Raw genomic sequence first — 25325 nt, 5'->3', positions numbered from 1 at the left:
GATAGAGGGGGTGTGAGACTGTTCCGCCCCATGGGGGGCCAGCGGGAGACGGACGACGTCGGCGGCGCGGACGCGGCCCTGTTGCGGGCCGTCGCGCAGGGGGACGCGGGGGCGATGGCCGCGCTGTACGACCGGCACGCCGGGTGGCTGCACGCGCGGCTGACCCGGCGGTGTGCCGACCCGGAGCTGGTGCGGGAGGTGCTGCAGGACACGTTCGTCACGGTGTGGCGGTCGGCGGCCGGGCACCGCGGGCAGGAGGCCGGAGGCTGGCTGTGGACGATCGCGGCGCGTCGGCTGGTGGACGCGCGCCGGGTGCAGGAGCGGGTCGTAGGGGTCGCGGGGCCGCTGCCGGAGCCCGGGGCCGCGGGGCGGTACGAGCCCGCGGCGGCGCCGTCCGCCGAGGACCGGGTGCTGGCCGGGCTGGAGTACGGCGATGTCGGCACCGCGCTGGACCGGATCTCCCCCGAGCTGCGGGACGTGCTGCGGGCGACGGTCGTCGACGGGCTGAGCACCCGGGAAGCGGCCCGGCTGCTCGGCATCCCGGAGGGCACGGTCAAGTCCCGGGCCCGCCGGGCCCGCGCCGAGCTGCGGGAGGCACTCGACCTGTTGAACCCGTCCCCGCTGGGAGGTACGGCATGACGCACCGCAACGCGCATCTGTGGCACGCCTCGGAGGACCTGGTCGCCCGCTATGCGGAGGGTGTCCTGCCGGAGCCGGACGCGTGGTCGCTGGAGAAGCATGTGGAGGGTTGCGCGGGCTGCGCGTCCCGGGTGTCGGCCGCGGTGCGCGGCACGGCGGCGGGCGCGGTGCTCGCGCAGGTGCGGGCGACGGTGCTGGAGTCGGCTCCGGCGCCGGTCGCGGCGGTCGGACCGGGGTCCGGGGCGACCGGGTGGCCCGCGCCGTCCCGGCTCGCCCGGCTGCTGTGGGCCGCCGGGCCGGCGGTGCGCGGGGCGTGGCTGCCGGCCGTGCTGGGCGTGGCGGTGGCCGCGCTGGCCCTGTCGTACGGGGCCGGGTTCCCGGGCACGCGGGCGCTGCTGCTGGCGGTCGCGCCGGTGGTGCCCGTCGCCGGGGTCGCCCTGTCCTACGGCCCGCACGCGGACCCGTTGTACGAGGTCACGGCGGCCACGCCGGGCGGCGGGCTGCGGCTGGCGCTCACCCGTACGGTCGCCGTGCTCGCGGTGAGCCTGCCGCTGCTGACCCTCACCGGGCTGCTGCTGCCGGCCTCGGGGGCGCCGGCCGCGGCGGCCTGGCTGCTGCCGGGGCTGGCCCTGGCGCTGGCCTCGCTGGCGCTGGCCTCCTTCGTGGGGTGCCGGGCCGCGGCCGGGGTGACGGGCGGCGGCTGGCTGTGCGCCGTGCTGTCGCCGGTGGCCGTGGCGCCGGGCGGGGCGGCGACCGCGCGGCTGGCCGAGCAGCTCTCCCGCTGCCTGGACGGCACCGCCGCGCAGGGCGTGTGGGCAGCGGCGGCCGTCCTCAGCGCGGCCCTGCTGACGGCCCGCCGCCCGGCGTACGACCGCCCGCTGCGTCCCTGACGACGCCCCGCACCGCGTAGGGCCGCCCGCGTTCGCCGAGCGGCGGTCCGCAGCGGCTTCCTGGAAGCATTCCGATCCCGGGACCACCGACTGCCGTGGCCCCGCGCCCTCTCCTGGAGAGACCGATGAGTTCCCTACGTGTGACCGGCCTGCGGGTCCGGCACCGCAAGACCCTCGCCCTCGACTCGCTCGACCTGGCGCTCGGCACCGGTGTGCACGGGCTGCTCGGGCCCAACGGGGCCGGGAAGACCTCGCTGATCCGGGTGCTGGCCACGGTGGCGCGGCCGGACGCCGGCCGGGTGGAACTGCTCGGCGAGGACACCGCCGGCCACCGCGGCCTGGCCGGGGTGCGGCGCCGGCTGGGCTATCTGCCGCAGGACTTCGGCTACTACCCGGGGTTCACCGTGCGGGAGTTCGTGGCGTACGTGGCCTGGCTGAAGGAGGTGCCGGCCGCGCGGGTGCCGGCGGCCGTGGAGCGGGCGGTGGCCCGGGTCGGCCTCGCGGACCGGATCGACGCCAAGGTGCGGACGCTGTCCGGCGGCATGGTCCGCCGGGTCGGCATCGCGCAGGCCGTCGTCAACGACCCCGCCCTGCTGCTGCTGGACGAGCCGACCGCCGGTCTGGACCCCGAGCAGCGGGTGGAGTTCCGCGAGTTGCTGCGCGAGCTGGGCACCTCGGCGACCGTGGTGGTCTCCACCCACCTGGTGGAGGACGTGGCCGCCGCCTGCACGGAGGTCACGCTGCTGGACGCGGGCCGGATCGCGTACCGGGGCACGCCCGAGGCGCTCGGCCGGCTCGGCGAGGCGGCCGGCGGGCCGGGCGACCACCCGATCGAGCGCGGGTACACGGCGGCGCTGCGCGCGCACCGCGCGCCGGGTGCGCGGGAGGCGGTGTGATGACCCTGCTCACCGAGCCGGAGGCGCCCGTGCGCGCACCGCACCCGCTGCGCGCCGAGGCGGTGCGGGGCTTCGCGCCCTGGGCCGGGGCCGCGGTGCTGCTGACCCTCGGCGTGCCCCTGTGGGCTAAGGCGGACCGCTGGCAGGGCGGCTGGGCGGAGACCGCCGACCAGCTGCACACCGCGCTGCTGATCACCCTTCCGCTGGCCGCGGCGGCGGGCTGCTGGCAGGGCGGCCGGGAGCGGCGGCGCGGCACCGAGGAGCTGTGGGGGACGACCGTACGGCCGCCGCTGACCCGCCTGCTGGTCGCGGCGCTGCCCGTGGTCCTGTGGGTGACCGCCGGCTACCTGGTCACGGCGGCCCTGGCGCTGCTGGCCACCTGGCCCTACGCCCAGGGCGACCGGCCTCATCCGGCGGTGCTGCCGGGGGACACGGTCGCCATGGCCGCGGGCGCGCTGGCCGGGCACGTGGTGGGACGGGTCGTCGCCACGCGGCTGGCGGCGCCGCTGCTGGCGATGGCCGGCTACGTGGGGCTGGGGATCGTGGCGGCCGGCGGCTCGCCCGCCGGCCGGGCCCTGAGTCCCGCCACCGGGGCTCTGGACGGCGCGCTGCCGGTGTGGTGGCAGCCGTGGGCCATGGCGGTGTGGACGGGCGGGCTGGCGCTCGCCGCCGCCCTGGCGTACGCCGCCCGGCGCCGGGTGACCGCCCTGCTGCCGCTGGCCGCCGCGCTGTCCGCGGGCGCGCTGCTGGCGCAGGCCGGGGACGGCCTGTGGCACACCGATCCGCTCGGCCGCCGGCAGGTGTGCGACACCTCCACCACCCCGGCGGTCTGTGTGAACGCCCGGTATGCCGGGATGCTCCCGCAGGTCGGCGAGGCGCTGTCGGGGATCACGGACAAGCTGCACGGCGTGCGCAACCTGCCGGTGCGGTGGGCGGACCACGGGAGCGCCCCGCGCGCCGGCGAGGCCCAGCTGCCGGGCATCACCCCGCTGGGCTGGTCGGCCGTCCGGGGGCGGCTGACGGATCCGCGGCAGTACGCCTGGCAGGCCGTCACCGCGCTCCAGGGCTACGACTGCCCCGAGACGACCCTGACCGCACGGGTGCTGCGGGCGGACGACGCGGTGGAGCACTACCTCGCGCCGAGCCCGGTGCAGAAGGCGATCGACGAGGACGACGCCCGCGGCGACGCGGCCCGCCGCGCCGGCCTGCGCGAGCGGCGCGCCGCCCGGGCCAGGCTGGCCGGCATGGACGAGCGGCAGCGCCGCGACTGGCTGTCGGCGTACTTCGGGGCCCGCGCGGGCTGCGACCCCAAGGAGGTACCGGCACTGTGACGACGACCCACGGCCCCCTGCTCTACGCCCGTTCCCGGGCGCTCCCGCTGACCCTGGCCGTGCTCGCCGGTACGGCCGCGTTCGCGGTGTGGGCGGCCGGCCGGCTGGATGCCTACCTCGACCCGGACCGCCGGGTGCCGATCGTCGCGCTGGCGCCGCTGCTGGCGTCGGCGGTGATCGGGACGAGCCTGTACAGCGCGTCGGACGAGCTGGACCGTACGGCCGTACGCCCCTGGTGGCCGCGCCGCCTGGTGCAGCTGACGGCGCTGACCGCGCTGGCCGCGCTGCTGGTGGCACCGGCCGTCCTCGGTCACGCCGAGACCTTCGGAGCGCCCGCGGTGGTCCGCAACACGCTGGGCTGCACCGGCGTCACCGCGGCGGCGGCCGTGCTCCTGGGCGCCCGCCTGAGCTGGCTCCCCGCGTTCGCGTACGTCACCGCCGTCTACCTGGGCTCCAACGCCGCCCACGGCCGCGCGGCCACGGTGTGGGCGTGGCCGATGCAGCCGGGCGCTCAGCGGGGTGCCTGGGCGGTGGCCCTGGCCGCGTTCGCCGTGGGAGCGGTGCTGTACGCGGCACGCGGCGCCCGCCCGGAGGGCCCGCGGGCCTGAACCCCGGGCGGCGCGGCCGGTCCTGCCGGCTCACCGGCGCACACACATCAGCCCGGACCTAGGCAGAGATGCCGTCGATCCGGGCCAAAGCATCATCCGCGCCGTAGGGCTGCAAGTACGGCAACCAGCGCGGGTCGCGATGCCCCGTGCCGATGATCCGCCAGGCCAGCCCGGACGGCGGAGCCGGTTTGTGCCGCAGCCGCCAGCCCAGCTCCACGAGGTGACGGTCGGCCTTGACGTGGTTGCAGCGGCGGCAGGACGCCACCACGTTGTCCCAGACGTGCTTGCCCCCGCGACTGCGCGGGATGACGTGGTCGACGCTGGTTGCGACGCCACCGCAGTACATGCACCGGCCCCCGTCGCGTGCGAACAGCGCACGGCGGGTCAGAGGAACAGGCCCCCGATAGGGGACCCGGACGAATCGCTTGAGCCGGACCACGCTGGGTGCGGGGAGGGTCACGGTTGCGCTGTGCATATAGGCGCCGGATTCCTCGAGGGAGACGGCCTTGTTCTCCAGCACGAGGACGAGCGCGCGGCGGAGCGGTACGACGCCGAGCGGCTCGTACGACGCGTTGAGGACCAGGACATGCGGCACGGGTGCCTCCTTGGGCGTCGGCGGCGCGTGGCTCGCGCCGGGACGATCTGCAGTCAGTTTCCCCTCATGCCTGGTGGAAGCGCCACCATGTCCCGGTAACGGGCTGGGAGTGTTTTCGACCACACCTGATTCATCCCCCGGATCATGGCCGGTTCAAGCCCGCGTGAGCCGTGTCTCTCCTGCGCGCCTCCTGTGCGGAACGGCACGAGGCACACACAAGGCCCCGTTAGTGTGGTGGTCCTGTCCGTCCGGTGACCTTTTCGTGACCTTGACCGCCCCGCCGGTACGGACCGCGCAGCACCTGGGAGGTACCTGCCGTGTCGTCCCCGTCCCCGTCGCCCTCGGGCTCCACCGCCCCGGCCGTGCCGACGCTCCAGGACGCCCAGGAGAGCGCGACGAACGCGGCGAGCTGGGTCGAGCAGAACTGGTCGACGTGGCTCGCGATGGGGCTGCAGATCCTGTTGATCGTGGTCGTGGCGGTCGCGCTGCGCGCGGTGGTGCGGCGGGCGATCACCAAGCTGATCGACCGGATGGGCCGCACCGCGCAGGCCGCGGACGGCAGTGCGCTGGGCGGACTGCTGGTGAATGCCGAGCGCCGCCGGCAGCGCTCGGCGGCGATCGGCTCGGTGCTGCGCTCGGTGGCGAGCTTCCTGATACTCGGCACGGCCGCGCTGATGGTGCTGGGCACCTTCAAGATCAACCTGGCGCCGCTGTTGGCGTCGGCCGGTGTCGCGGGTGTGGCGATCGGTTTCGGTGCGCGGAACCTGGTCACGGACTTCCTGTCCGGCGTCTTCATGATCCTGGAGGACCAGTACGGCGTCGGGGACGTGATCGACGCGGGCGTGGCCACCGGCGAGGTGATCGAGGTCGGGCTGCGCGTGACCAAGCTGCGCGGCGACAGCGGGGAGATCTGGTACGTCCGCAACGGCGAGGTCAAGCGGATCGGCAACCTCTCGCAGGGCTGGGCGACGGCCGGGGTCGACGTGACCGTGAAGGCGAGCGAGGACCTGGACCGGGTCAAGGCCACGCTGGACGAGGTCGCCGAGAAGATGAGCAAGGAAGAGCCCTGGAACGAGCTGCTGTGGGGCCAGATCGAGGTCCTCGGCCTGGACTCGGTCCTGATCGACTCCATGGTGGTCCGGGTCTCGGCCAGGACCATGCCCGGCAAGTCGGTCACCGTCGAGCGGGAACTGCGCTGGCGGATCAAGCGGGCGTTCGACGCGGCCAGCATCCGCATCGTCGGCGGCGCGACAGCCGTCGAGGACCAGGAAGACACCCCCGACCCCACCGCCACGGTCGCGTCCCCGTCGGCGTACTCCAACGCGGACTCCCCGCAGACGGCGGCGGCCTCTCCGATCACCCCGCAGCGCGCGGCTCCGCCGGCGAAGTAGAAGCAGCGGAACGGTTCGGCACGCGAGCCGCTCCCCCTCCCGGCGCCGTACCCCACCCGCGACACGGCCCCGGTCGTCAGCGAGTCGCGCCCTTCGTGCCGGCCAGCCAGGTCGTGACGCTGCCGTAGTGCGTGCCGTCCGGGCAGCCGCGGGTCGCTCGTGTCGTAGCCACCGTGCGCACGGGCACGTTCCGGAACGTGGTCCACCCGTCGTCCTTGCCGACGTACCGCGCCCCAGCGGAACGTCCCCGAAGCGCAGGACGGCGACGCCGAGGGCCGTACCGAGGGCGCCGCCGGCGCCATCGCCGTCCGGCCGCTTCCACGAACGCACAGCACTCTGAGCAGCGGAAACCACAGCCGTGACGCAGTCGTGATCGTGGTCGGCACCACCAAGGGGGCGTTGTCTATTGACGCCCCCTTCGTCCTGGGCTTACGTTCCTCCCACCCCAATAGGAAAGTTTCCTAACAGTGATCTCCCGGCGGCCGGTGATCAAGACTGGACGTCCTCCCCGGGTCACTGAAAAGCTGGGCGGCTGGAAAGGCAGGTGTCGACCCCCATGGCAGGAACCGCCGGTACGCCGGGCACCCCGCGCGTCCTGCGCGCCATGAACGACCGCGCCGCCCTGGACCTCCTGCTGGAGCACGGGCCGCTGTCGCGCACCCGGATCGGCAAGCTCACCGGCCTGTCCAAGCCCACCGCCTCCCAGCTGCTGGCCCGCCTGGAGGCGGCCGGACTGGTCCGGCTCACCGGCACCAGCGAGGGCCGGCCGGGCCCCAACGCCCAGCTGTACGCGGTCGATCCGGCCGCCGCGTACGCCGCCGGACTCGACGTCACCCCGCACCGCATCCGCGCCGCGGTCGCCGACATCACCGGCCGCACGGTCGGCGAGTACGAGCTGCCCACCCCCGGACGGCGCCCGGCGCGGTCCGTGGTCCAGCAGGTCACCGACGCCCTCGACGGCGCCGTCAAGGCCGCCGGGCTCGCCCGGTCCGACGTGCACCGGCTGGTCATCGGCACGCCCGGCGCCTTCGACCCCAACACCGGGCGGCTGCGCTACGCCTCCCACCTGCCCGGCTGGCACTCCCCCGCGCTGCTCGACGACCTCGCGGCGGCGCTGCCGATGCCGGTCGAGTACGAGAACGACGTCAACCTCGTCGCCATCGCCGAACAGCGGCTCGGCGCGGCCCGCGGCCACGCGGACTTCGTGCTGCTGTGGAACGAGGAGGGCCTGGGCGCCGCCCTGGTCCTCGGCGGCCGGCTGCACCGCGGCTGGACCGGCGGCGCCGGCGAGGTCGGCTTCCTGCCGGTGCCGGGCACCCCCCTGGTACGGCAGGTCACCAAGGCCAACAGCGGCGGCTACCAGGAGCTGGCCGGCTCCCAGGCCGTACCGAGGCTGGCCCGGGAACTCGGTATCACCGACGTGCCGCCGGGGCCGCATGCCGAGGCCGCCACCGCACTCGTCGCCCGCGCCGCCGACCACGCGAGCGGCCCCCACCGGAAGCTGCTCCAGACCTACGCCACCCGGCTGGCCACCGGTCTGGCCTCGCTCGTCTCCGTGCTCGATCCCGAACTCGTCGTCCTGAGCGGCTCCGCCCTGACGGCCGGCGGCGAGGTGCTGCGCGGCCTCGTCCAGGCCGAGCTGGAGGAGCTGGCCGCCGCCCGGCCCCGGCTGGTCGTCGGCGACGTCCGTGAACACCCCGTGCTGCGCGGTGCGCTGGAGTCCGCGCTCGCCGCCACCCGCGACGAGGTCTTCGACACCTCGCGCTGAGCGTCCCCTCTTTTCCCATACCCGTCCCTGGGAGACCTCGCCATGCCCACAGCCATACCCGAAGTCGCCCGAAAAGCGGCTTTTGCCGTGACCGTCTCCGCCGTGCTCCTCACCGCCGCGTGTACCGGCCAGACCGGCTCGGGCGCCACCGACGACCCGTCGAAGGACACGACGATCAACTTCTGGCACGCCTGGAGCGCGCCGAACGAGGTGAAGGCCGTCAAGTCGCTGGTCGCCGGCTTCGAGAACGCCCACCCCAACATCCACGTGAACATCGTCGGCAACATGACCGACGACAAGATCAACCAGGCGCTGCGCGCCGGCGGCGACAAGGCCCCGGACGTGATCTCGTCGTTCACCACCAACAACGTGGGCAAGTTCTGCTCCTCGGGCGCCCTGGTGGATCTGAACCCGTTCTTCGAGAAGTCCGGGATCGACCCGGAGAAGACGTTCCCGAAGCCGATGAACGAGTACACCCGGTTCGACGGCGACCGCTGCACGGCACCTCTGCTCGGGGACGCGTACGGGCTCTACTACAACAAGACGGCGTTCGAGAAGGCGGGTATCGCCCGTCCGCCGAAGACCTGGTCCGAATTCGCGGCGGATGCCGAGAAGCTGACCATCCGCCAGGGCGACGGCTTCAAGCAGCTCGGGTTCATGCCGAACTACCACGGCTGGGAGTCCACCACCGAGCACTACCTCGGCCAGTTCTCGCCGACGTACTTCGACAAGAACGGCAAGTCGAACCTCGCCCGGGACCCCGCCTTCGAGAAGGGCTTCACCCTCCAGAAGAAGCTCGTCGACGAACTCGGCGGATTCCGGCGGCTGGAGAGGTTCCGGGCCACCCTCGGCGACGAGTGGGGCCCCAGGCACCCCTTCCACACCGGGCAGGTCGCCATGCAGCTCGACGGCGAGTGGCGGCTCGGCATGGTCGAGGAGGCCGGGCCGGACTTCGAGGTCGGGGTGGCCCCGCTGCCCGTCCCGGACGACCAGGCCGGCCAGTACGGCAAGGGCTACATCACCGGCACCGTCACGGGCATCGCCGCCACCAGCCACAAGCAGAACGCGGCCTGGGAACTGGTGAAGTACATGACCACGAACACGGACGCGGTGGTCGGCTTCGCCAACGACATCCACAACGTGCCCTCCACGCTCGCCGCGCTGAAGTCCCCGAAGCTGACGTACGACCCGCGGTTCAAGACCTTCCTGGACATCGCGGCGAACCCGCACTCCACCACGACACCCGCCTCCGTCAACGGCGGCGTGTACCTGGTGACGATCCAGCAGCTCGGCTACGACTACGAGAGCGGCAAGGTGACCGATCTGAAGGCCGGGCTGAGGAAGACGGCCGCGCAGATCGACACGGACATCGCACAGGCCCAGTGATGAGCGCCGTCACCCTCGCGTCGAAACGCCGGCGCTCGGCCCTGCGCACGCTCGCCTTCATGTCGCCGTGGCTCATCGGTTTCGCGGTCTTCTTCGCCTATCCGCTGCTCTCCACGGTCTATTTCTCCTTCATGCACTACGACGGGTTCCGGCCGCCGCAGTGGACCGGCGGGAAGAACTGGGCGTACGTCTTCGAGCACTACCCGCTGTTCTGGCCCGCCCTGCGCAACACGCTGTGGCTGGTCGTGGTGATGGTGAGCCTCCGGGTGGTCTTCGGGCTCGGCGTCGGCCTGCTCATCACGAAGATCAAGACGGGGACGGGCGTCTTCCGCACCCTGTTCTACCTGCCGTACCTGGCCCCGCCGGTCGCGGCGACCATGGCCTTCGCCTTCCTGCTCAACCCCGGCACCGGCCCGGTGAACTCGCTCCTGGAGAAGGCCGGACTGCCGGCGCCCGGCTGGTTCAACGACCCCGCCTGGTCCAAACCCGCACTGACCCTGCTGGCCCTGTGGGGCGTCGGCGACCTGATGGTCGTCTTCATGGCCGCGCTGCTCGACGTACCGACCGAGCAGTACGAGGCGGCGGAGCTGGACGGCGCCTCGGCGTGGCAGCGGTTCCGGTACGTGACCCTGCCGAACATCTCCCCGATCGTGATGTTCGCCGTCGTCACCGGCGTGATCCAGACCATGCAGTACTACACCCAGCCACTGATCGCCGGGAAGGTCGCCTCCGGCGTGATCCAGGGCGCCGGCACCCAGTTCGAGCCCGGCTACCCCGACAAGTCCACGCTCACCCTCCCCCAGCTCGTCTACAACCTCGGCTTCCAGCGCTTCGACTACGGCTCGGCGTGCGTGGTCGCGCTGGTGCTGTTCGCCCTGTCGATGGCGTTCACCGCGCTGCTGATGCGGCGCCGGGGCGGCCTGATCCAGGCAGGTGACTGACCATGACCCAGGTACTGGACCACCCCGTGAAGCTCGCGCCGCCGGTCCCGGGGGCCGACCGCGCCGCCCGCCGCAGGGCGGTGCTGGAGTGGATCGCCGTCCACGCGCTCGGCGTCGCCGCCGCGCTGTTCTTCACCCTGCCCTTCGTGTTCGTGTTCCTGACCTCGCTGATGAGCGACAGCCAGGCCCTCAGCCGGGACCTGATCCCGCACACCTGGGAGTGGGGCAACTACCGGAAGGTCTTCGACACGCCCGGCTTCCTCACCTGGTGGAGGAACACGCTGGCCTACGCCGGGCTCGGCACCCTGCTGACCGTGGTGTCCTCGGTCCCCGTGGCGTACGCGCTCGCCAAGTTCCGCTTCCGGGGCCGCAACCTGTCGCTCATGCTGGTGATCTCGATGATGATGCTGCCCCCGCAGGTGGTCGTCATCCCGATGTACCTCTTCTGGGCGAAACAGCTGGACCTGTCCGGCACGCTGTGGCCGCTGATCGTCCCGATGGCGTTCGGGGACGCGTTCTCCATCTTCCTGCTGCGCCAGTTCCTGATGACGATCCCGAACGAGTACCTGGACGCGGCGAAGGTCGACGGCTGCGGTGACCTGCGGATCCTGCTGCGGGTCGTGCTGCCGATGGCCAGGCCGGGCATCGCCGCCGTGGCCCTCTTCCAGTTCTTCTACGCCTGGAACGACTACTTCGGCCCGCAGATCTACGCGTCCGAGAACCCCGGCGCCTGGACCCTGTCCTACGGCCTGGAGTCCTTCAAGGGCGCCCACCACACCGACTGGAACCTCACCATGGCCGCGACCGTGCTGGTCATGGCCCCCGTGGTCCTCGTGTTCTTCTTCGCCCAGAAGGCGTTCGTCGAGGGCGTCACCCTCACCGGAGTAAAGGGTTGATCTGACTGTGAAACTCACCGTGGTCGGCGGCGGCTCGACCTACACGCCCGAACTCGTCGACGGTTTCGCCCGCCTGCGCGACACCCTGCCCGTCGAGGAACTCGTCCTGGTCGACCCCGCGGCGGACCGCCTGGAGCCGGTCGGCGGCCTGGCCCGGCGGATCTTCGCCAGGCAGGGCCACCCCGGCCGGATCGTCACCACCTCCGACCTGGACGCGGGGGTCGACGGCGCCGACGCCGTCCTGCTCCAGCTGCGCGTCGGCGGCCAGGCGGCCCGGGAACAGGACGAGACGTGGCCGCTGGAGTGCGGCTGCATCGGCCAGGAGACCACCGGCGCGGGCGGCCTGGCGAAGGCCCTGCGCACGGTGCCGGTGGTCCTGGACATCGCCGAACGGGTCCGCCGTACCAACCCGCGCGCGTGGATCATCGACTTCACCAACCCGGTCGGCATCGTCACCCGCGCCCTCCTCCAGGCCGGGCACCGGGCGGTCGGCCTGTGCAACGTGGCGATCGGCTTCCAGCGGAAGTTCGCCGCCCTGCTGGGCACGGCCCCGGCGAATGTGCACCTGGGCCATGTGGGCCTGAACCATCTCACCTGGGAAACAGGTGTGCGCCTGGGCGGTCCGGAAGGCGAGGACGTCCTGCCGAAGCTCCTGACGGAACACGGCGAGGCGATCGCCGACGACGTCCGTCTTCCCCGCCCCCTGCTGGACCGCCTCGGTGTGGTCCCGTCCTACTACCTGCGCTACTACTACGCGCACGACGAGGTCGTACGGGAGCTGCGCACCAAGCCCTCCCGCGCGTCCCAGGTGGCCGCCATGGAGCGGGAGCTGCTGGAGATGTACGGCGACCCGGCCCTGGACGAGAAGCCGGCCCTGCTCGCCAAGCGCGGCGGCGCCTTCTACTCGGAGGCGGCCGTGGACCTGGCGGCGGCCCTGCTGGGCGGCGGCGGCAGCCCCTACCAGGTGGTGAACACGCTCAACAGGGGCACACTGCCGTTCCTGCCCGACGACGCGGTGATCGAGGTGCAGGCGGCGGTCGGCCCGGCCGGCCCGGTACCCCTGCCGGTCCGGGCCATGGACCCGCTGTTCGCGGGCCTGGTCGCGAACGTGACGGGGTACGAGGAGCTGGCCCTGGAGGCGGCCCTGCGCGGCGGCCGGGACCGCGTCTTCCGTGCCCTGCTCGCCCACCCGCTGATCGGCCAGCACGCGTACGCCGACGCCCTCACCGACCAGCTGGTCGCACACAACCGGGAGCACCTCGCGTGGGCCTGACCGCACCCGACCCCCTGACGGTCCTCGCCATCGACGCGGGCAACAGCAAGACCGACGTGGCCGTGGTCACCGCCGCCGGCGAGGTGCTGGCCACGGCCCGCGGCGGCGGCTTCCGGCCGCCCGCGGTGGGCGTGGCCGCGGCGCTGGACGCGCTGGCGGAACCGGTGTCACGGGCGTTCGCGGACGCCGGGGTCACCGGGGTGACCCATGTCTCGGCCTGCCTGGCCAACGCCGATCTGCCGGTGGAGGAGGAACAGCTGGCGGACGCGCTGCACGCGCGCGCGTGGGGCGCGTCGGTGGAGGTCCGCAACGACACCTTCGCGATCCTGCGCGCGGGCGTCGCCGAGCCGCGCGGGGTGGCGGTGGTGTGCGGCGCGGGCATCAACTGCGTGGGCATGCGCCCCGACGGCCGTACCGCCCGCTTCCCGGCCATCGGCCGGATCTCCGGGGACTGGGGCGGTGGCTGGGGCCTGGCGGAGGAGGCCCTGTGGCACGCGGCCCGCGCGGAGGACGGCCGCGGCCGGCCGACCCTGCTGGCCCGCACCCTCCCCGCGCACTTCGGTCTGCCGAGCATGTACGCCCTCATCGAGGCCCTGCACCTGGAGCACGTCGCCCCGCGCCGCCGGCACGAGCTGACCCCGGTGCTGTTCGCCACGGCGGCGGACGGCGACCCGGTGGCCCGCGCGATCGTCACCCGGCTCGCGGAGGAGGTCACGGTGCTGGCCACGGTCGCCCTGACCCGCCTGGACCTGCTGGACGAGCAGACCCCGGTCCTGCTCGGCGGCAGCGTCCTCACCGCCGGCCACCCCCAGCTGAACGACACCGTCCGCGAGCTGCTGTCCTCGCGCGCCCCGAAGGCCGACGTCCGCGTGGTCAGGGCGAGCCCGGTGCTGGGCGCGGCCCTGCTGGGCCTGGACCGGCTGGCGGCGGGGGCGCAGGCGCAGGAGCGGGTGCGGGGCCACTGGGAGGCGGGCTGATCCGGAGTCGTCGCGGGGGCGGAGCGGGGCAACAATGTGACCAGAGGGGCGGAGCCGATCTCGGGAGGCGTCATGAGCACATCAGCCGAGCCAAGAGTGTCCGGTCTCGAGGTCCGGTCCATCGACTACGTCCCGCTGGACGAGCGGCACGGCAAGCTCTGGCATCTGGGCCCGCTGTGGTTCATGTCCAACGCGCAGATCGCCACCCTGGCGGTCGGGCTGGTCAGCATCACCCAGGGCGGCAACCTCGTCTGGTCGCTGCTGGCCATCGTCTCCGGTGCCGTGCTCGGCACCTTCTTCATGGCCTTCCACTCGGCCCAGGGCCCTCAGCTCGGGCTGCCGCAGATGATCCAGTCACGGCCCCAGTTCGGCTACGTCGGCGCGCTGTTGGTGTGGCTGTTCGCCTACGTGCAGTACGCCGGGTTCAACGTCTTCAACAGCATCCTCGCCGCCGACTCCCTGCACACCACGCTGCACGGCGGCGTCAAGCTGTGGGTCGTCGTGGTGACCGTGGTCGCGCTCGTCATCGCGCTGGTGGGCTACGACATCATCCACAAGGCCGAGCGGATCCTGACGTACATCTTCCTGGTGATCTTCGGGGTCTTCACCGTGGGCGTCCTGGTCACCCTGCACTACCCGGCGGGCTCCTTCGACCTCGGCGGCTTCCGGTGGACGCCGTTCCTCGCGCAGTTCGGCGTGGTCGCGGGCTACCAGATCAGCTGGGCCATCTACGTCTCCGACTACTCCCGTTACCTTCCTCCGGACGTGACCGTCCGCAAGACCTTCTACTGGACCTACTTCGGCTCCGCGCTGGGCGGCATCTGGCTGATGGTGCTCGGGGCGCTGCTGGCGGCCTGGGCGGGTCCGAAGACCTTCCAGACGATCCCGGCGATCAACTCCGCGGGCGACAAGGTGTTCACCGGGTTCGGTGCCGTCGTGCTGCTGTTCTCGGCCCTCGGCCTGGTCTCGGTGACCGCGCTGAACATGTACGGCGGGTCTCTCACCCTCATCAGCGCCATCGACTCGTTCAAACGGGTCCGGCCGACGCTCGCCGTACGGCTGGTCACCCTCGGTCTCACCGCGGTGCTCTCCCTGGTCGGCGCGCTGGCCGCGACGTCGAACTTCCTGGAGAACTTCGAGAACTTCCTGCTCCTGGTGCTCTACCTGTTCATCCCGTGGACCGCGGTGAACCTCATGGACTACTACGTGGTGCGCCGCGGGCACTACGCCATCGCCGAGATCTTCAACCCGCACGGCATCTACGGCCGCTGGGGCTGGCACGGCATCGTCGCCTACCTCGTCGGCTTCGCCGCCATGGTCCCGTTCTTCTCCGTCGGCACCCTGTTCCTCGGCCCCGCCGCGAGGGCGCTGGGCGGCGCCGACATCTCCCTCTTCATCGGCCTGCCGGTCTCCGCCCTCCTGTACTGGTGGCTGACCCGCTCGATCGACGTCGAGGCGGAGACCCGGCTGGCGACCGCGGAGGCGGCAGCCCTGGAACAGGCGGCCCACGAGCACCGCGAGCCGTGAGGCCCGCCGTTCGGGGAACCGATCCGCCGTCACCGGCGTGTAACTGAACAGGGGGTGGTGCGTCCTCAGGCGCGCGCCCTCCGGCACACTGCGATCCGATCAAGATCGAGTGAAGGCCGGTGCGCAATGTCAGTGCGGGCGGTGATACTGGGCGGCGAACGGATGACCATGGGGGAGGTCGAGTGACACACCCGCCGAAGAGCAGCGCGGCGCCACCGCCGGCCGGGTCCGCCGCTGTGTCCGGCATCCCCGGCATCCCCGCCCAGCCCGGGCCGCCCGGGCTCCCGGCGGCCACCGGTGCGGGAGTGCCGCCCGCGCGCCGGACCGCCTTCGCCGAGGGGGTCGAGCGGCTGCGGACCGCCGCGACGACCGAGCCGGGGCGGCTGCGGATCATCGGTGCCGTCCTGGCGGTGCTGGTCGTCGCGTTCGGCGCGGTCACCGCCTGGCAGACCAGCGAGCGCTCGGCCGCCGCCGACGACGTGCTGCACCGCAGCCAGCCGCTCAGTTCCGGCGCGGCCGGCATCTACCGGTCGCTGGCCGACGCCAACACCGCCGCGTCCAGCGGGTTCCTGGCCGGCGGCCAGGAGAACCCGGCGTCCAGGGAGCGGTACGAGAAGGACATCCGCACCGCCGCCGGCGGCCTCGTCAACGCCGCCGCCAACGCCGAGCCCGGCTCGGCCTCCGAGGCGACCATAGCCGAGCTGAACCGGCTGCTGCCCGAGTACAAGGGCCTGATCGAGCGGGCCCGGACGTACAACCGGCAGGGCTATCCGGTCGGCGGTGCCTATCTGCGGTACGCCAACGAGAAGCTGCAGAAGGAGATGCTCCCGGCGGCGGAGGAGCTCTACACCACGGAGAACCGGCGGCTGGATGCCGACTACGCGGACGCGACGCCGTACCCGTGGGCGGCGATCGCGCTCGGGCTGCTCGCCCTGGCCGCGCTCGGCTGGGCCCAGCACCGCATGTACCGGCGCACCAACCGGGTCCTCAACCACGGCCTGGTCGCCGCCAGCGCCGCGACCGCCGTCGCCCTGCTGTGGCTGGTCGTCGGCCACGCGGTCGCCCGGTCGGGCCTCGACGGCTCGTACGAGCACGGGATCCGCTCGCTGAACGTGCTGCACGACGCCCGGATCGCCTCCCTGAAGGCGCGCGGGAACGAGAACCTGAGCCTCGTGTCGCGCGGCGCGGAGACCATCACGGTCGACGGCAGGCCGTACGACGCCTACTACTACGACTTCGACAAGGACATCGCCGTGCTCGGCAAGGGCCTGTCCGAGGCGGCGCGACTCGCCGACGACCAGGGGGGCACCGCACCGGTCAAGGCGGCCGAGGGCAACATGGCGGTGTGGAAGCAGCGGCACGCCGCCGCCCGGGCCGAGGACGAGAACGGCAACTACCAGCAGGCGCTGGACAAGGTGATCGGCGCGAAGGGCGCGACGGCCGAGTGCTTCGACAGCGTCGACCGCAGTCTCGCCCGGGCCATCGACCATGAGCAGGGCGAGTTCCAGCAGGCCGCCGGAGACGGGCGGGACGCCATGACCGGGCTGCCGGTGGGCGCCGCCGTCCTCGCGGTGCTGGCCGCGGCCGGCGCCGTCGCCGGCATCGGCCGCAGACTTTCGGAGTACCGGTGACAAGGGGCAGGGCGATGTACGTGAGCCGTGCACGGGCCTCCCTGCGAGGCTGGGGCGGGGTCGCCGCCATGGCGGTGCTGTGCGCGCTGGCGATGGCGTTCGTCCTGCTGCTGCCGAGCACCCAGCGGGCGCCGGAGGAACCGGACCGGGCCGGGCAGAGGTCCGCCACCGGCATCCAGGCCCGCGCCGACGGCTGCGTGGACTCCGAGGCGCACCGGCAGACGCTCGCCCCGTCCGGCGCGGACGGCCCGACGATCGACGCCATCAAGGCCCGTACGGGCGCCAAGCGCAAGCTGATCGTCGGCGTCGACCAGAACAGCTACCGCTGGGGCTACCGCAACCCGAACACCGACGGCGCCCGGCTGGAGGGCTTCGACATCGACCTCGTCCACCGCATCGCCGCCGACCTCCTCGGCGACCCGGACGCGGTGCAGTTCAAGGCGATACCGACCAGCCAGCGCATCCCGGCGATCGAGGACGGGCGGGTCGACATGGTCGTGCGCACCATGACGATCACCTGCGACCGGCTCCGCCAGGTCGCCTTCTCCGCGCCCTACTTCAAGACCGGCCAGCAGGTCCTCGCGCCCAAGTCGTCCCCGATCACCGGCTACGACGGCTCGCTGGCGCACAAGAAGGTGTGCACGGCGGCCGGTTCGACCGCGTACGCCAAGCTGGCCGCCGACAAGAAGGACGGCCGGCTGCCCGCCACCACCGACATCTCCACCACCGTCCCGAACCAGCTCGACTGCCTGGTCCGGCTGCAACTCGGCGAGGTGGACGCGGTGGTGACCGACGGCGCGCTCGCCGCGAGCCAGGCCGCCCAGGACCCGACCGTCGAACTCAAGGGCAAGGCGTTCACGACCGAGTACTACGGAGTGGCGATGAAGAAGGACACGGACGATCTGGTACGCCGGGTCAACCGTGTTCTGGTGGACTACCGCGCGCAGGGCTGGCAGACGTCGTACGACGACTGGCTGTCGGCGACACTGGGCAAGGACGCGTCCGCGTCGAAGCCGCCCGCGCCGCAGTACCTGCGCGGCAGTTGAGCCGTACCCGACCGGTACATACAGCAAGCGAGAGGTGATCGATGGGCGTCACGGACCCCGCCGGGCCGGTGATGGACCGGGACGAGGTGGACCGTGCGCTGGCGCGGCTCGGCCAGGAGCACGAGGCGATCGAGACCTCGCTGCTGGCCCTGCAGGACCACGCGGGCCGCAGACTCCTCGAGGGCGCGGAACTGACCGGTGTCACCAAGGAGCGCTGGCAGGCCACGGAGGCGCAGATCACCCTGCTGTGGGCGTACTTCGACGCCTACACGGCCGCGCTGCGCGGCGCCCGGGAGATCCGCTCCCGGCGCCGCTGGTCCAGCCGGGAGGACCTGGCGGAGCTGACCGAGCTGCTGCGCGGCGCGTGCGTGACCGTCCCCGGCGGCGGGAACGGCAGGCTGAGCGAGACGTTCTCGCTGTCCACGCTGGTGGACCGGATGAACGAGCTGTACGCGACGAGCCTGGACATGATCGTCGCCGCCGACGCGGTCTGGTCGGCGCTGCCCGCGCGGATCGATTTACTCGCCGCGGAACTCCAGCGCACCCGGGGCCTGGCGCACTCGGTCGGGGTGCGCCCCGGCGAGCACCCGGCCGGCGACGACCTGGAGCGGATCACCCGGACACTGACCCAGCTGCGCGCGGACGTCGTCTCCGACCCGCTCGCCTTCTGGGTGCCCGCCGAGGGCAGTTCGGCGCCCGGCGGCGGACGTCCGGACACGACGGTGTACGACCGTGAGGCGCGCGCCCTGGAGGACGTACGGCGGGAGATCGACGCCGTGCTGACGGTGCGCCAGGACGCGGAGGCGCGGCTGATCCGGCTGCGGGACGTGCTCTCGCGCGCGGACCGCACGCTCGCCGAGGCCCGTACCGCGCGCGGCGAGGTGCTCGCGAAGATCGCCGCGACGGAGGTGCCGGTGGTGAGCGGGCCGCCGACCGCGTTGCAGGAGCAGCTGGCGACCGCGGCCGAGTACCGCAGGCAGGCCCAGTGGCACCGGCTCTCGCCGCTGCTGGAGTCGCTGGAGGAGAAGGCGGAGGACGAGCTGCTGCGCGCCCGCGAGTCGTTGACCGCGGTCACCGCGCCGCTCGCGGTCCGCGCCGAGCTGCGCGGCCGGCTGGACGCCTACAAGGCGAAGGTGGCCCGGCACGGGCTGGCGGAGGACCCGCTGCTGGTGGAGCGGTACGACGCGGCCCGCCGCATGCTGTGGAGCGCGCCCTGCGACCTGCGCGTGGCCGAACAGGCCGTGCTGCGCTACCAGCAGGCGGCGGCCGAACTGCTCGGCGGCGCGAGCGCGCCGGAGGACACCCAGGGGGAGCACAGGGGGGACGGGTCATGAGTCAGCCGGGGCAGAGCTGCCAGCGGCCGGGCTGCGAAGGGTCGTACGAGGACGTCGGCGGCGGCGAGCTGTACTGCGACACGTGCGGTCTCGCGCCCGTGGTGTCGGCTGGGGGTCCCCCCTCTGGGGGAGGCATGGTGGGCTCGGCGCCCACCGGTGTCACCAGGGCGGCGTCCGACAGCGGCAGTTCGCGCAGCTCCCGGACGTCCTCGCAGTCGTCGAGGTCGCGCCGCTCGGTCTCCGGGCGGCTGTCCCGGTCGCTGTCGGGGAAGTCCACCGGCCGTTCGGTGTCGGTGCGCAGCTCCGGCTCCTCCTCCGGCGCCTCCACGCGCGGGCGGCTGGGCGCCGGGCTGGTCTCCGTGCCGCAGGTGCCGCGGCCCGACCCGCGCGCGATGGTGCTGGACAACCCGGAGGTGCCCGAGCGGAAGCGGTTCTGCTCGCGGTCGGACTGCGGGGCGCCGGTCGGCCGGGCCCGGGGCGACCGGCCGGGCCGCACGGAGGGTTTCTGCACCAAGTGCGGGCACCCGTACTCCTTCGTGCCCAAGCTGAAGGCCGGGGACATCGTGCACGGCCAGTACGAGGTGGCGGGCTGCCTCGCGCACGGCGGGCTCGGCTGGGTCTACCTCGCCGTGGACCGGGCCGTCTCCGACCGGTGGGTGGTGCTCAAGGGCCTGCTGGACACCGGCGACCAGGACGCGATGGCCGCGGCGATCTCCGAGCGGCGGTTCCTCGCGGAGATCGAGCACGCCAACATCGTGCGGATCTACAACTTCGTGGAGCACCTGGACCAGCGCACCGGCTCCCTCGACGGCTACATCGTCATGGAGTACGTCGGCGGCAAGTCCCTGAAGGAGATCGCCAACGCCCGCCGGGCGCCCGACGGCCGACGTGATCCGCTGCCGGTGGAGCAGGCGTGCGCGTACGGCATCGAGGCGCTGGAGGCGCTCGGTCATCTGCACAGCCGGAACCTGCTGTACTGCGACTTCAAGGTCGACAACGCCATCCAGACCGAGGACCAGCTCAAGCTGATCGACATGGGCGCGGTCCGCCGGATGGACGACGAGGAGTCGGCGATCTACGGCACGGTCGGCTACCAGGCGCCGGAGGTCGCCGAGGCCGGCCCGTCGGTGGCCAGCGACCTGTACACGGTGGGCCGTACGCTGGCCGTGCTGACCTTCGACTTCCAGGGCTACACGAACGTCTACGCGGACTCCCTGCCCGACCCCGAGAGCATCGAGGTCTTCCGCCGGTACGAGTCCTTCTACCGGCTCCTGGTCCGCGCCACCGACCCCGACCCGGCCCGCCGGTTCGCCTCCGCGCAGGAGATGGCCGAGCAGCTGACGGGCGTGCTGCGGGAGGTCGTCGCACTCCAGACCGGGCGGCCCCGGCCGGCGCTGTCGACGCTGTTCGGGCCGGAGCTGAAGGTCACCGACACCGAGCTGTTCCCGCGGCTGGACGGGGACGTGTCCCGGCTGGGCGCGCGCCCGGTGCGGAAGGCGGAGACCGCCGCTCCCGCCCTGCACCCGCCGGCCCTGGTCGAGCCCGTCGACACCCCGGCCGCCGCGCTCGCCCTGCCGGTGCCGCTGGTCGACCCGACCGACCCGAACGCCGGTTTCCTGGCGGGCCTGCTGGCCTCCGCTCCGGCCGAGCTGATGACCGCGCTGGCCGCCGCGCCCGCGCAGACCGTGGAGTCCCGGCTCCGGCAGATCCGCGCCCGGCTGGAGAGCGGCGACCACCAGGCCGCGGCGATGAGCCTCGCCAAGCTGGACGAGGAACGCCCGGACGACTGGCGGGTGGTGTGGTACCGGGGGGTGGCCGCCCTGGTCACCGGCGACTTCGAGGCCGCCGCGCTCGCCTTCGACGCGATCTACGACGCCTTCCCGGGCGAGGCCGCGCCGAAGCTGGCGCTCGGCCTGTGCGCGGAGGTGCTGGGCCAGCTGGACAACGCGGCCGAGTACTACCGCCTGGTGTGGACGACCGACCCGAGTTTCGTGAGCGCCGCGTTCGGGCTGGCCCGGGTGCAGCTCGCGGCCGGCGACCGGAGCGGGGCCGTACGGACCCTGGAGTCGGTGCCGGAGTCGTCCATCCACTACACGGCCGCCCGGGTCGCCGCCGTCCGCGCCCGGATCGCCCGGCGCACGGCGGGCGCGGGTGACGTACCGTTCCTGGACGACCTGACGGCCGCCGCCGGTCAGGTCGAGGCACTCCAGGCGTACGGCCTGGACCCGGCGCGGCGCGAGCGGTTGTCGGCGGAAGTGCTCGGCTGCGCGCTGGACTGGATACTCTCCGGGGGTCAGGGCACCGGGCCGGCCGTCGGAGGCCGGGTGCTCCTGGGCAGCGGTCTGGACGAGCGGGGTCTCCGCTTCGGCCTGGAGCGCGCCTATCGCACGCTGGCCCGGCTGGCGACCGGCGGCGAGGAGAGGATCGAGCTGGTGGAACGGGCCAACCGTTACCGCCCCCGGACGTGGGTGTAGTCGATGTCGCAGATGCCCCAGCAGGCCGCACTGCCGAAGTGCCCGAGTTGCGCGGAGCCCGTGGAGTCGGGCGACCTGTTCTGCGGAGCGTGCGGGTACGACCTTTCGGTGGTCCCCGCCGCGCCGCAGGACCAGCAGGACCACCCGACGCTCACCATGACCGGCTCCGGCGCGCCCGGGGACGGCACGGCCGGGCCCGAGGCGGGCACCGGGCAGGCCGGCGGCTCCGGGGTGCGGTTCGACCGGCCGGCCGAGCCCGACGAGTACCCGCTGCAGGCGCCGGACCCGCGGCTGGCCGCCGATGCCGCCGCCCCGGCCGATCCGGCGCAGGTCTGTGTGGCCTGCCGGGCGGGCCGGGTGGACGGCGACGGCTACTGCGAGAACTGCGGGCACGCCCAGCCCCGCGAACGCGACCACGTGGAGCGGGAGTCGGGCCCGGTCGCCGCCGTCAGCGACCGCGGGCTGCGCCACCACCGCAACGAGGACGCCTTCGCCGTCGGCCACACCACGCTGCCCGACGGCACCCCGGCGGTGGTGGCGATCGTCTGCGACGGCGTGTCCTCCGCGACCCGCCCGGACGACGCCTCCCTGGCCGCCTCCCAGGCGGCCGGTGACACGCTGCTGGCCGCGCTGCCCCGCGGGACCCACCCGCAGCAGGCGATGCACGAGGCGATCGTCGCCGCCGCGCAGGCCGTCAACGCGCTCGCCGAGGAGCCCGCCACGGCCCGCGAGCACGCCCCGCACCAGAACGCCCCGGCGTGCACGATCGTCGGCGCGGTGGTCACCTCCGGGCTGCTGGTCGTCGGCTGGGTCGGTGACAGCCGGGCCTACTGGGTGCCCACCGACCGCGGCGCACCGCCCGCCCGGCTGACCGAGGACGACTCGTGGGCCGCCCAGATGGTCGCCGCCGGCCTGATGAGCGAGGCCGAGGCGTACGCCGACGAGCGCGCCCACGCGATCACCGGCTGGCTCGGCGCGGACGCCTACGAACTGGAGCCGCACACCGCCTCGTTCAAGCCGGACCGGCCGGGTGCGGTGGTGGTGTGCACCGACGGACTGTGGAACTACGCGGAGACGGCCGAGGAGATGTCCGAGGTCGTCCCGGCGGACGCGGCGGCCCGCCCGCTGCACAGCGCCCGGGTCCTGGTCGGGCACGCCCTGGACGGCGGGGGCCACGACAACGTAACAGTGGCGGTCCTGCCGTTCCCGGCGCCGCCGCAGGGGGCAGTATCGGCCTGAGGGCCGTATCCGACGGGGGAACGGCACGGGGAAGCCGGGGCGGACCGGAGGGGACCGGTCCGCTCACAGCCAGCGCCCCGCGGGGGCGGGGTGTCGAGGGGGATGCGATCAAGCATGGCCAATTTCGCGAAGTCGAACGTGCCGCAGTTCTCGGTGGACGTCTACCAGAACGAGTACCTGCCCGAGGGCGGCAGCGAGGTCAACGCCATCGTCACGGTGAGTGCGACCGGCGGCGGCACCATCGGCAGCACGGTCTCCGCGCCCGTGTATGCGCCGGGGCAGCGGCCCTCCGCCGCGGTGGCGGTCATGGTCGACTGCTCGGGCTCCATGGACTATCCGCCGACCAAGATGCGCAACGCCCGGGACGCCACGGCCGCCGCGATCGACACCCTGCGCGACGGCACCTGCTTCGCGGTGATCGGCGGCACGCACGTGGCCACCGAGGTCTATCCGGGCGCCGGGCGGCTCGCGGTCGCCGACGCCACCACCCGGGAGCAGGCCAAGCAGGCGCTGCGCCGGCTGAGCGCGGGCGGCGGTACGGCCATCGGCACCTGGCTGCGGCTCGCCGACCGGCTGCTGTCCTCGGCGGACGTCACCATCCGGCACGGCATCCTGCTCACCGACGGCCGCAACGAACACGAGTCACCGGAGGACCTGAGGGCCACGCTGGACGCCTGCGCCGGCCGGTTCACCTGTGATGCGCGGGGCGTGGGCACCGACTGGGAAGTGAAAGAAGTCACAGGGATCGCCTCGGCGCTGCTCGGCACCGCCGACATCGTCGCCGACCCGGCGGGTCTGGCCGCCGACTTCACGAAGATGATGGAGACGGCGATGGGCAAGGAGGTCGCCGACGTCGCCCTGCGGGTGTGGACGCCGGTCGGCACGACCATCCGGTTCGTCAAGCAAGTCGCCCCCACGATGGAGGACTTGACCGCCCGCCGCACCGAGGCCGGGCCGCGCGCCGGGGACTACCCGACCGGGTCGTGGGGCGACGAGTCCCGCGACTACCACCTGTGCGTGACGGTCCCGCCGGCCGGGCTGGGCCGGGAGATGCTCGCCGCGCGCGTCTCGCTGGTGATCCCGCAAGCCGACGGATCGGCACAAAGCCTCGGCGCGCAGGGGCTCGTACGGGCCGTGTGGACCGACGACATGGTCGCCTCCACCTCGATCAACCCCCAAGTCGCCCACTACACCGGGCAGGCCGAACTGGCGCAAGCCATCCAGAAGGGCCTCGACCTTCGCAAAGCGGGCGATTTCGATGGAGCAACGGCCAAACTCGGACGGGCCGTTCAGCTCGCGAACGCCTCGGGGAACGCGGATACTGCGAAACTGCTTGCGAAGGTGGTGGACGTGGTCGACGCCGCGACAGGTACTGTGCGGTTGAAGACGAGGGTCGCGGAGGCGGACGAGATGACTCTGGAGACCCGGTCCACCAAGACTGTTCGTGTGAAGAAGTGACCCTTGGAAGCGTAGGAGAAGGGGAAGCGCCGACATGCCGACCTGCCCGAACGGACACCAGTCGGGTTCCGACGACTGGTGCGAGGTCTGCGGTCACCGCATGGCCGGTGCCGTACCTCCCCCTCCGCCGCCGCCCCCTGCCGCAGGCGGCTACGGCTTCCCGCCGCCCGCGGGTGCCGGTGGCCGGCCCGGCCCGGCCGCCGGGGACCCCGAGCCGGAGCTGTGCCCGCAGTGCCGTACGCCCCGCGAGGGCGGCGCGCCCTTCTGCGAGGAGTGCCGGTGGAACTTCCTGACCAACACGGCGACGTCCTACACCCCGGCCGCCCCGCGTCCGCCGCAGCCGCGGTTCCAGCCGCCGAGCGCGACGTACGGCAGCGGTGACGGGTACGAGTACCAGGGCTCGCGGCCCTCGCAGGTGAACCGGCCGGCCGAGCCGATCCCGTCCTTCGGCAGCGAGCCGTCGGGCCCGACGCCGTTCGGCGGCGACCGCGCCCCGTCCGGCCCGCCGACCTCCCCGGGCCCCTCGGGCCCGCCCCCCTTCGGCGGCGGCAACCAGCGCCCGCCGGGCCCACCGCCGGGCTTCGGCGGCGGCCCGGGCACGGCACCGGGCCAGCGCCCCGGCGGCCCGTCGGGCCCGTCCGGCTTCGGCGGCGGTCCCGGCCAGGGCCCCGGCGCCCCGTCCGGCTTCGGCGGCGGACCGGGCCAGGGCCAGGGTCCTGGCGGCCCGTCCGGCTTCGGCGGCGGTCCCGGCCAGGGCCAGGGCCAGGGCCCCGGTCAGGGCTTCGGCGGCCCGGGACAGGTTCCCGGCGGCCCGGGACAGGGTCCGGGATCCGGCGGCCCCTCCGGTCCGTCCGGGTTCGGCGGCGGCCAGGGTCAGGGTCGGGATCAGGGACAAGGTCCGGGCCAGGGCCAGGGCCCCGGTCAGGGCTTCGGCGGCCCGGGACAGGGTCCGGGATCCGGCGGCCCCTCCGGTCCGTCCGGGTTCGGCGGCGGCCAGGGTCAGGGTCGGGATCAGGGACAAGGTC

20 protein-coding genes and 1 pseudogene are annotated in these 25325 nt (G+C 73.4%); 20 read left to right on the top strand and 1 reads right to left on the bottom strand.

Annotation, left to right across the window (positions count from 1 at the left end):
* The first annotated feature begins 30 nt into the window (after nucleotides 1-30).
* From ACIP4Y_RS01805 to ACIP4Y_RS01785, 5 genes are all read left to right on the top strand, one after another.
* The gene (locus ACIP4Y_RS01805; protein ID WP_401388613.1) at nucleotides 31-639 is read left to right on the top strand and encodes an RNA polymerase sigma factor; all 609 of its coding nucleotides are present in this window, start codon (nucleotides 31-33) and stop codon (nucleotides 637-639) included.
* A complete protein-coding gene (locus ACIP4Y_RS01800; protein ID WP_401386443.1) occupies nucleotides 636-1529 on the top strand; it encodes a zf-HC2 domain-containing protein in 894 nt (297 codons plus the stop codon). The genes ACIP4Y_RS01805 and ACIP4Y_RS01800 overlap by 4 nt, the downstream gene beginning before the upstream one ends.
* 125 nt (nucleotides 1530-1654) lie before the next feature.
* Nucleotides 1655-2425 carry an ATP-binding cassette domain-containing protein gene (locus tag ACIP4Y_RS01795; protein WP_401386440.1) on the top strand — a complete coding sequence of 257 codons (771 nt, stop codon included), beginning with the start codon at nucleotides 1655-1657 and terminating at the stop codon, nucleotides 2423-2425.
* Entirely contained in the window at nucleotides 2425-3756 is a 1332-nt protein-coding gene (locus ACIP4Y_RS01790; RefSeq protein WP_401386437.1) for a hypothetical protein, read from the top strand. The genes ACIP4Y_RS01795 and ACIP4Y_RS01790 overlap by 1 nt, the downstream gene beginning before the upstream one ends.
* Nucleotides 3753-4364: a hypothetical protein gene (locus ACIP4Y_RS01785; protein ID WP_401386434.1), complete on the top strand. Its 612-nt coding sequence runs from the start codon at nucleotides 3753-3755 to the stop codon at nucleotides 4362-4364. The genes ACIP4Y_RS01790 and ACIP4Y_RS01785 overlap by 4 nt, the downstream gene beginning before the upstream one ends.
* 58 nt (nucleotides 4365-4422) lie before the next feature.
* Here the strand turns inward: ACIP4Y_RS01785 and ACIP4Y_RS01780 are convergent, their stop codons facing one another.
* Nucleotides 4423-4959 carry an HNH endonuclease gene (locus ACIP4Y_RS01780; protein ID WP_358646822.1) on the bottom strand — a complete coding sequence of 179 codons (537 nt, stop codon included), beginning with the start codon at nucleotides 4957-4959 and terminating at the stop codon, nucleotides 4423-4425.
* A gap of 317 nt (nucleotides 4960-5276) precedes the next feature.
* Here ACIP4Y_RS01780 and ACIP4Y_RS01775 point away from each other — a divergent pair, with 317 nt between their 5' ends.
* From ACIP4Y_RS01775 to ACIP4Y_RS01705, 15 genes and pseudogenes are all read left to right on the top strand, one after another.
* On the top strand, nucleotides 5277-6350 hold the full coding sequence (locus ACIP4Y_RS01775) for a mechanosensitive ion channel family protein (RefSeq protein WP_401386430.1): 1074 nt from the start codon (nucleotides 5277-5279) through the stop codon (nucleotides 6348-6350).
* 556 nt (nucleotides 6351-6906) lie between these two features.
* Entirely contained in the window at nucleotides 6907-8118 is a 1212-nt protein-coding gene (locus ACIP4Y_RS01770) for an ROK family transcriptional regulator (protein WP_358646816.1), read from the top strand.
* Nucleotides 8119-8160: 42 nt separating this feature from the next.
* Complete coding sequence (locus ACIP4Y_RS01765) at nucleotides 8161-9504, top strand: ABC transporter substrate-binding protein (RefSeq protein WP_401386427.1); 1344 nt, start codon at nucleotides 8161-8163, stop codon at nucleotides 9502-9504.
* Nucleotides 9504-10445, top strand: a complete 942-nt coding sequence (locus ACIP4Y_RS01760) for a sugar ABC transporter permease (protein WP_358646812.1) — start codon at nucleotides 9504-9506, stop codon at nucleotides 10443-10445. The genes ACIP4Y_RS01765 and ACIP4Y_RS01760 overlap by 1 nt, the downstream gene beginning before the upstream one ends.
* Nucleotides 10446-10447: 2 nt before the next feature.
* The gene (locus ACIP4Y_RS01755; RefSeq protein WP_401386424.1) at nucleotides 10448-11341 is read left to right on the top strand and encodes a carbohydrate ABC transporter permease; all 894 of its coding nucleotides are present in this window, start codon (nucleotides 10448-10450) and stop codon (nucleotides 11339-11341) included.
* A 7-nt stretch (nucleotides 11342-11348) separates the two neighbouring features.
* Nucleotides 11349-12614: a 6-phospho-beta-glucosidase gene (locus ACIP4Y_RS01750; protein WP_401386421.1), complete on the top strand. Its 1266-nt coding sequence runs from the start codon at nucleotides 11349-11351 to the stop codon at nucleotides 12612-12614.
* Nucleotides 12605-13591 carry an N-acetylglucosamine kinase gene (locus ACIP4Y_RS01745; RefSeq protein WP_401386418.1) on the top strand — a complete coding sequence of 329 codons (987 nt, stop codon included), beginning with the start codon at nucleotides 12605-12607 and terminating at the stop codon, nucleotides 13589-13591. Before ACIP4Y_RS01750 ends, ACIP4Y_RS01745 begins: the two co-directional genes overlap by 10 nt.
* A 72-nt stretch (nucleotides 13592-13663) precedes the next feature.
* On the top strand, nucleotides 13664-15118 hold the full coding sequence (locus ACIP4Y_RS01740) for a purine-cytosine permease family protein (protein ID WP_401386415.1): 1455 nt from the start codon (nucleotides 13664-13666) through the stop codon (nucleotides 15116-15118).
* A gap of 182 nt (nucleotides 15119-15300) precedes the next feature.
* Complete coding sequence (locus tag ACIP4Y_RS01735; RefSeq protein ID WP_401386412.1) at nucleotides 15301-16749, top strand: hypothetical protein; 1449 nt, start codon at nucleotides 15301-15303, stop codon at nucleotides 16747-16749.
* A 14-nt stretch (nucleotides 16750-16763) separates the two neighbouring features.
* Nucleotides 16764-17795 (top strand): glutamate ABC transporter substrate-binding protein, encoded by a 1032-nt coding sequence (locus ACIP4Y_RS01730; RefSeq protein WP_401386409.1) that lies wholly within the window; start codon nucleotides 16764-16766, stop codon nucleotides 17793-17795.
* 41 nt (nucleotides 17796-17836) lie between these two features.
* Nucleotides 17837-19129 carry a hypothetical protein gene (locus tag ACIP4Y_RS01725; protein ID WP_401386406.1) on the top strand — a complete coding sequence of 431 codons (1293 nt, stop codon included), beginning with the start codon at nucleotides 17837-17839 and terminating at the stop codon, nucleotides 19127-19129.
* Nucleotides 19126-21603 (top strand): tetratricopeptide repeat protein, encoded by a 2478-nt coding sequence (locus ACIP4Y_RS01720; protein WP_401386403.1) that lies wholly within the window; start codon nucleotides 19126-19128, stop codon nucleotides 21601-21603. The genes ACIP4Y_RS01725 and ACIP4Y_RS01720 overlap by 4 nt, the downstream gene beginning before the upstream one ends.
* A 3-nt stretch (nucleotides 21604-21606) precedes the next feature.
* Nucleotides 21607-22842, top strand: a complete 1236-nt coding sequence (locus tag ACIP4Y_RS01715) for a PP2C family serine/threonine-protein phosphatase (protein ID WP_401386400.1) — start codon at nucleotides 21607-21609, stop codon at nucleotides 22840-22842.
* Between the two features lie 114 nt (nucleotides 22843-22956).
* Complete coding sequence (locus ACIP4Y_RS01710) at nucleotides 22957-24300, top strand: VWA domain-containing protein (RefSeq protein ID WP_401386397.1); 1344 nt, start codon at nucleotides 22957-22959, stop codon at nucleotides 24298-24300.
* A 34-nt stretch (nucleotides 24301-24334) separates the two neighbouring features.
* Nucleotides 24335-25325 (top strand): annotated as a pseudogene (locus tag ACIP4Y_RS01705) (phosphopeptide-binding protein); the annotation flags it as partial.

This window comes from Streptomyces sp. NPDC088810, assembly GCF_044750305.1.
GTDB lineage: Bacteria > Actinomycetota > Actinomycetes > Streptomycetales > Streptomycetaceae > Streptomyces.
Note: the sequence above shows the minus strand (reverse complement) of the source record. Positions and strands in the feature narration are given on the sequence as shown.

Excerpts from the sequence above, each read along its gene's own strand:
- ACIP4Y_RS01740 (WP_401386415.1), top strand. The coding sequence starts at position 13,664 with ATGAGCACATCAGCCGAGCCAAGAGTGTCCGGTCTCGAGGTCCGGTCC.
- ACIP4Y_RS01765 (WP_401386427.1), top strand. The coding sequence starts at position 8,161 with ATGCCCACAGCCATACCCGAAGTCGCCCGAAAAGCGGCTTTTGCCGTG.
- ACIP4Y_RS01725 (WP_401386406.1), top strand. The coding sequence starts at position 17,837 with ATGGGCGTCACGGACCCCGCCGGGCCGGTGATGGACCGGGACGAGGTG.
- ACIP4Y_RS01760 (WP_358646812.1), top strand. The coding sequence starts at position 9,504 with ATGAGCGCCGTCACCCTCGCGTCGAAACGCCGGCGCTCGGCCCTGCGC.
- ACIP4Y_RS01720 (WP_401386403.1), top strand. The coding sequence starts at position 19,126 with ATGAGTCAGCCGGGGCAGAGCTGCCAGCGGCCGGGCTGCGAAGGGTCG.
- ACIP4Y_RS01770 (WP_358646816.1), top strand. The coding sequence starts at position 6,907 with ATGGCAGGAACCGCCGGTACGCCGGGCACCCCGCGCGTCCTGCGCGCC.
- ACIP4Y_RS01800 (WP_401386443.1), top strand. The coding sequence starts at position 636 with ATGACGCACCGCAACGCGCATCTGTGGCACGCCTCGGAGGACCTGGTC.
- ACIP4Y_RS01730 (WP_401386409.1), top strand. The coding sequence starts at position 16,764 with ATGTACGTGAGCCGTGCACGGGCCTCCCTGCGAGGCTGGGGCGGGGTC.
- ACIP4Y_RS01790 (WP_401386437.1), top strand. The coding sequence starts at position 2,425 with ATGACCCTGCTCACCGAGCCGGAGGCGCCCGTGCGCGCACCGCACCCG.
- ACIP4Y_RS01715 (WP_401386400.1), top strand. The coding sequence starts at position 21,607 with ATGTCGCAGATGCCCCAGCAGGCCGCACTGCCGAAGTGCCCGAGTTGC.
- ACIP4Y_RS01795 (WP_401386440.1), top strand. The coding sequence starts at position 1,655 with ATGAGTTCCCTACGTGTGACCGGCCTGCGGGTCCGGCACCGCAAGACC.
- ACIP4Y_RS01710 (WP_401386397.1), top strand. The coding sequence starts at position 22,957 with ATGGCCAATTTCGCGAAGTCGAACGTGCCGCAGTTCTCGGTGGACGTC.
- ACIP4Y_RS01755 (WP_401386424.1), top strand. The coding sequence starts at position 10,448 with ATGACCCAGGTACTGGACCACCCCGTGAAGCTCGCGCCGCCGGTCCCG.
- ACIP4Y_RS01805 (WP_401388613.1), top strand. The coding sequence starts at position 31 with ATGGGGGGCCAGCGGGAGACGGACGACGTCGGCGGCGCGGACGCGGCC.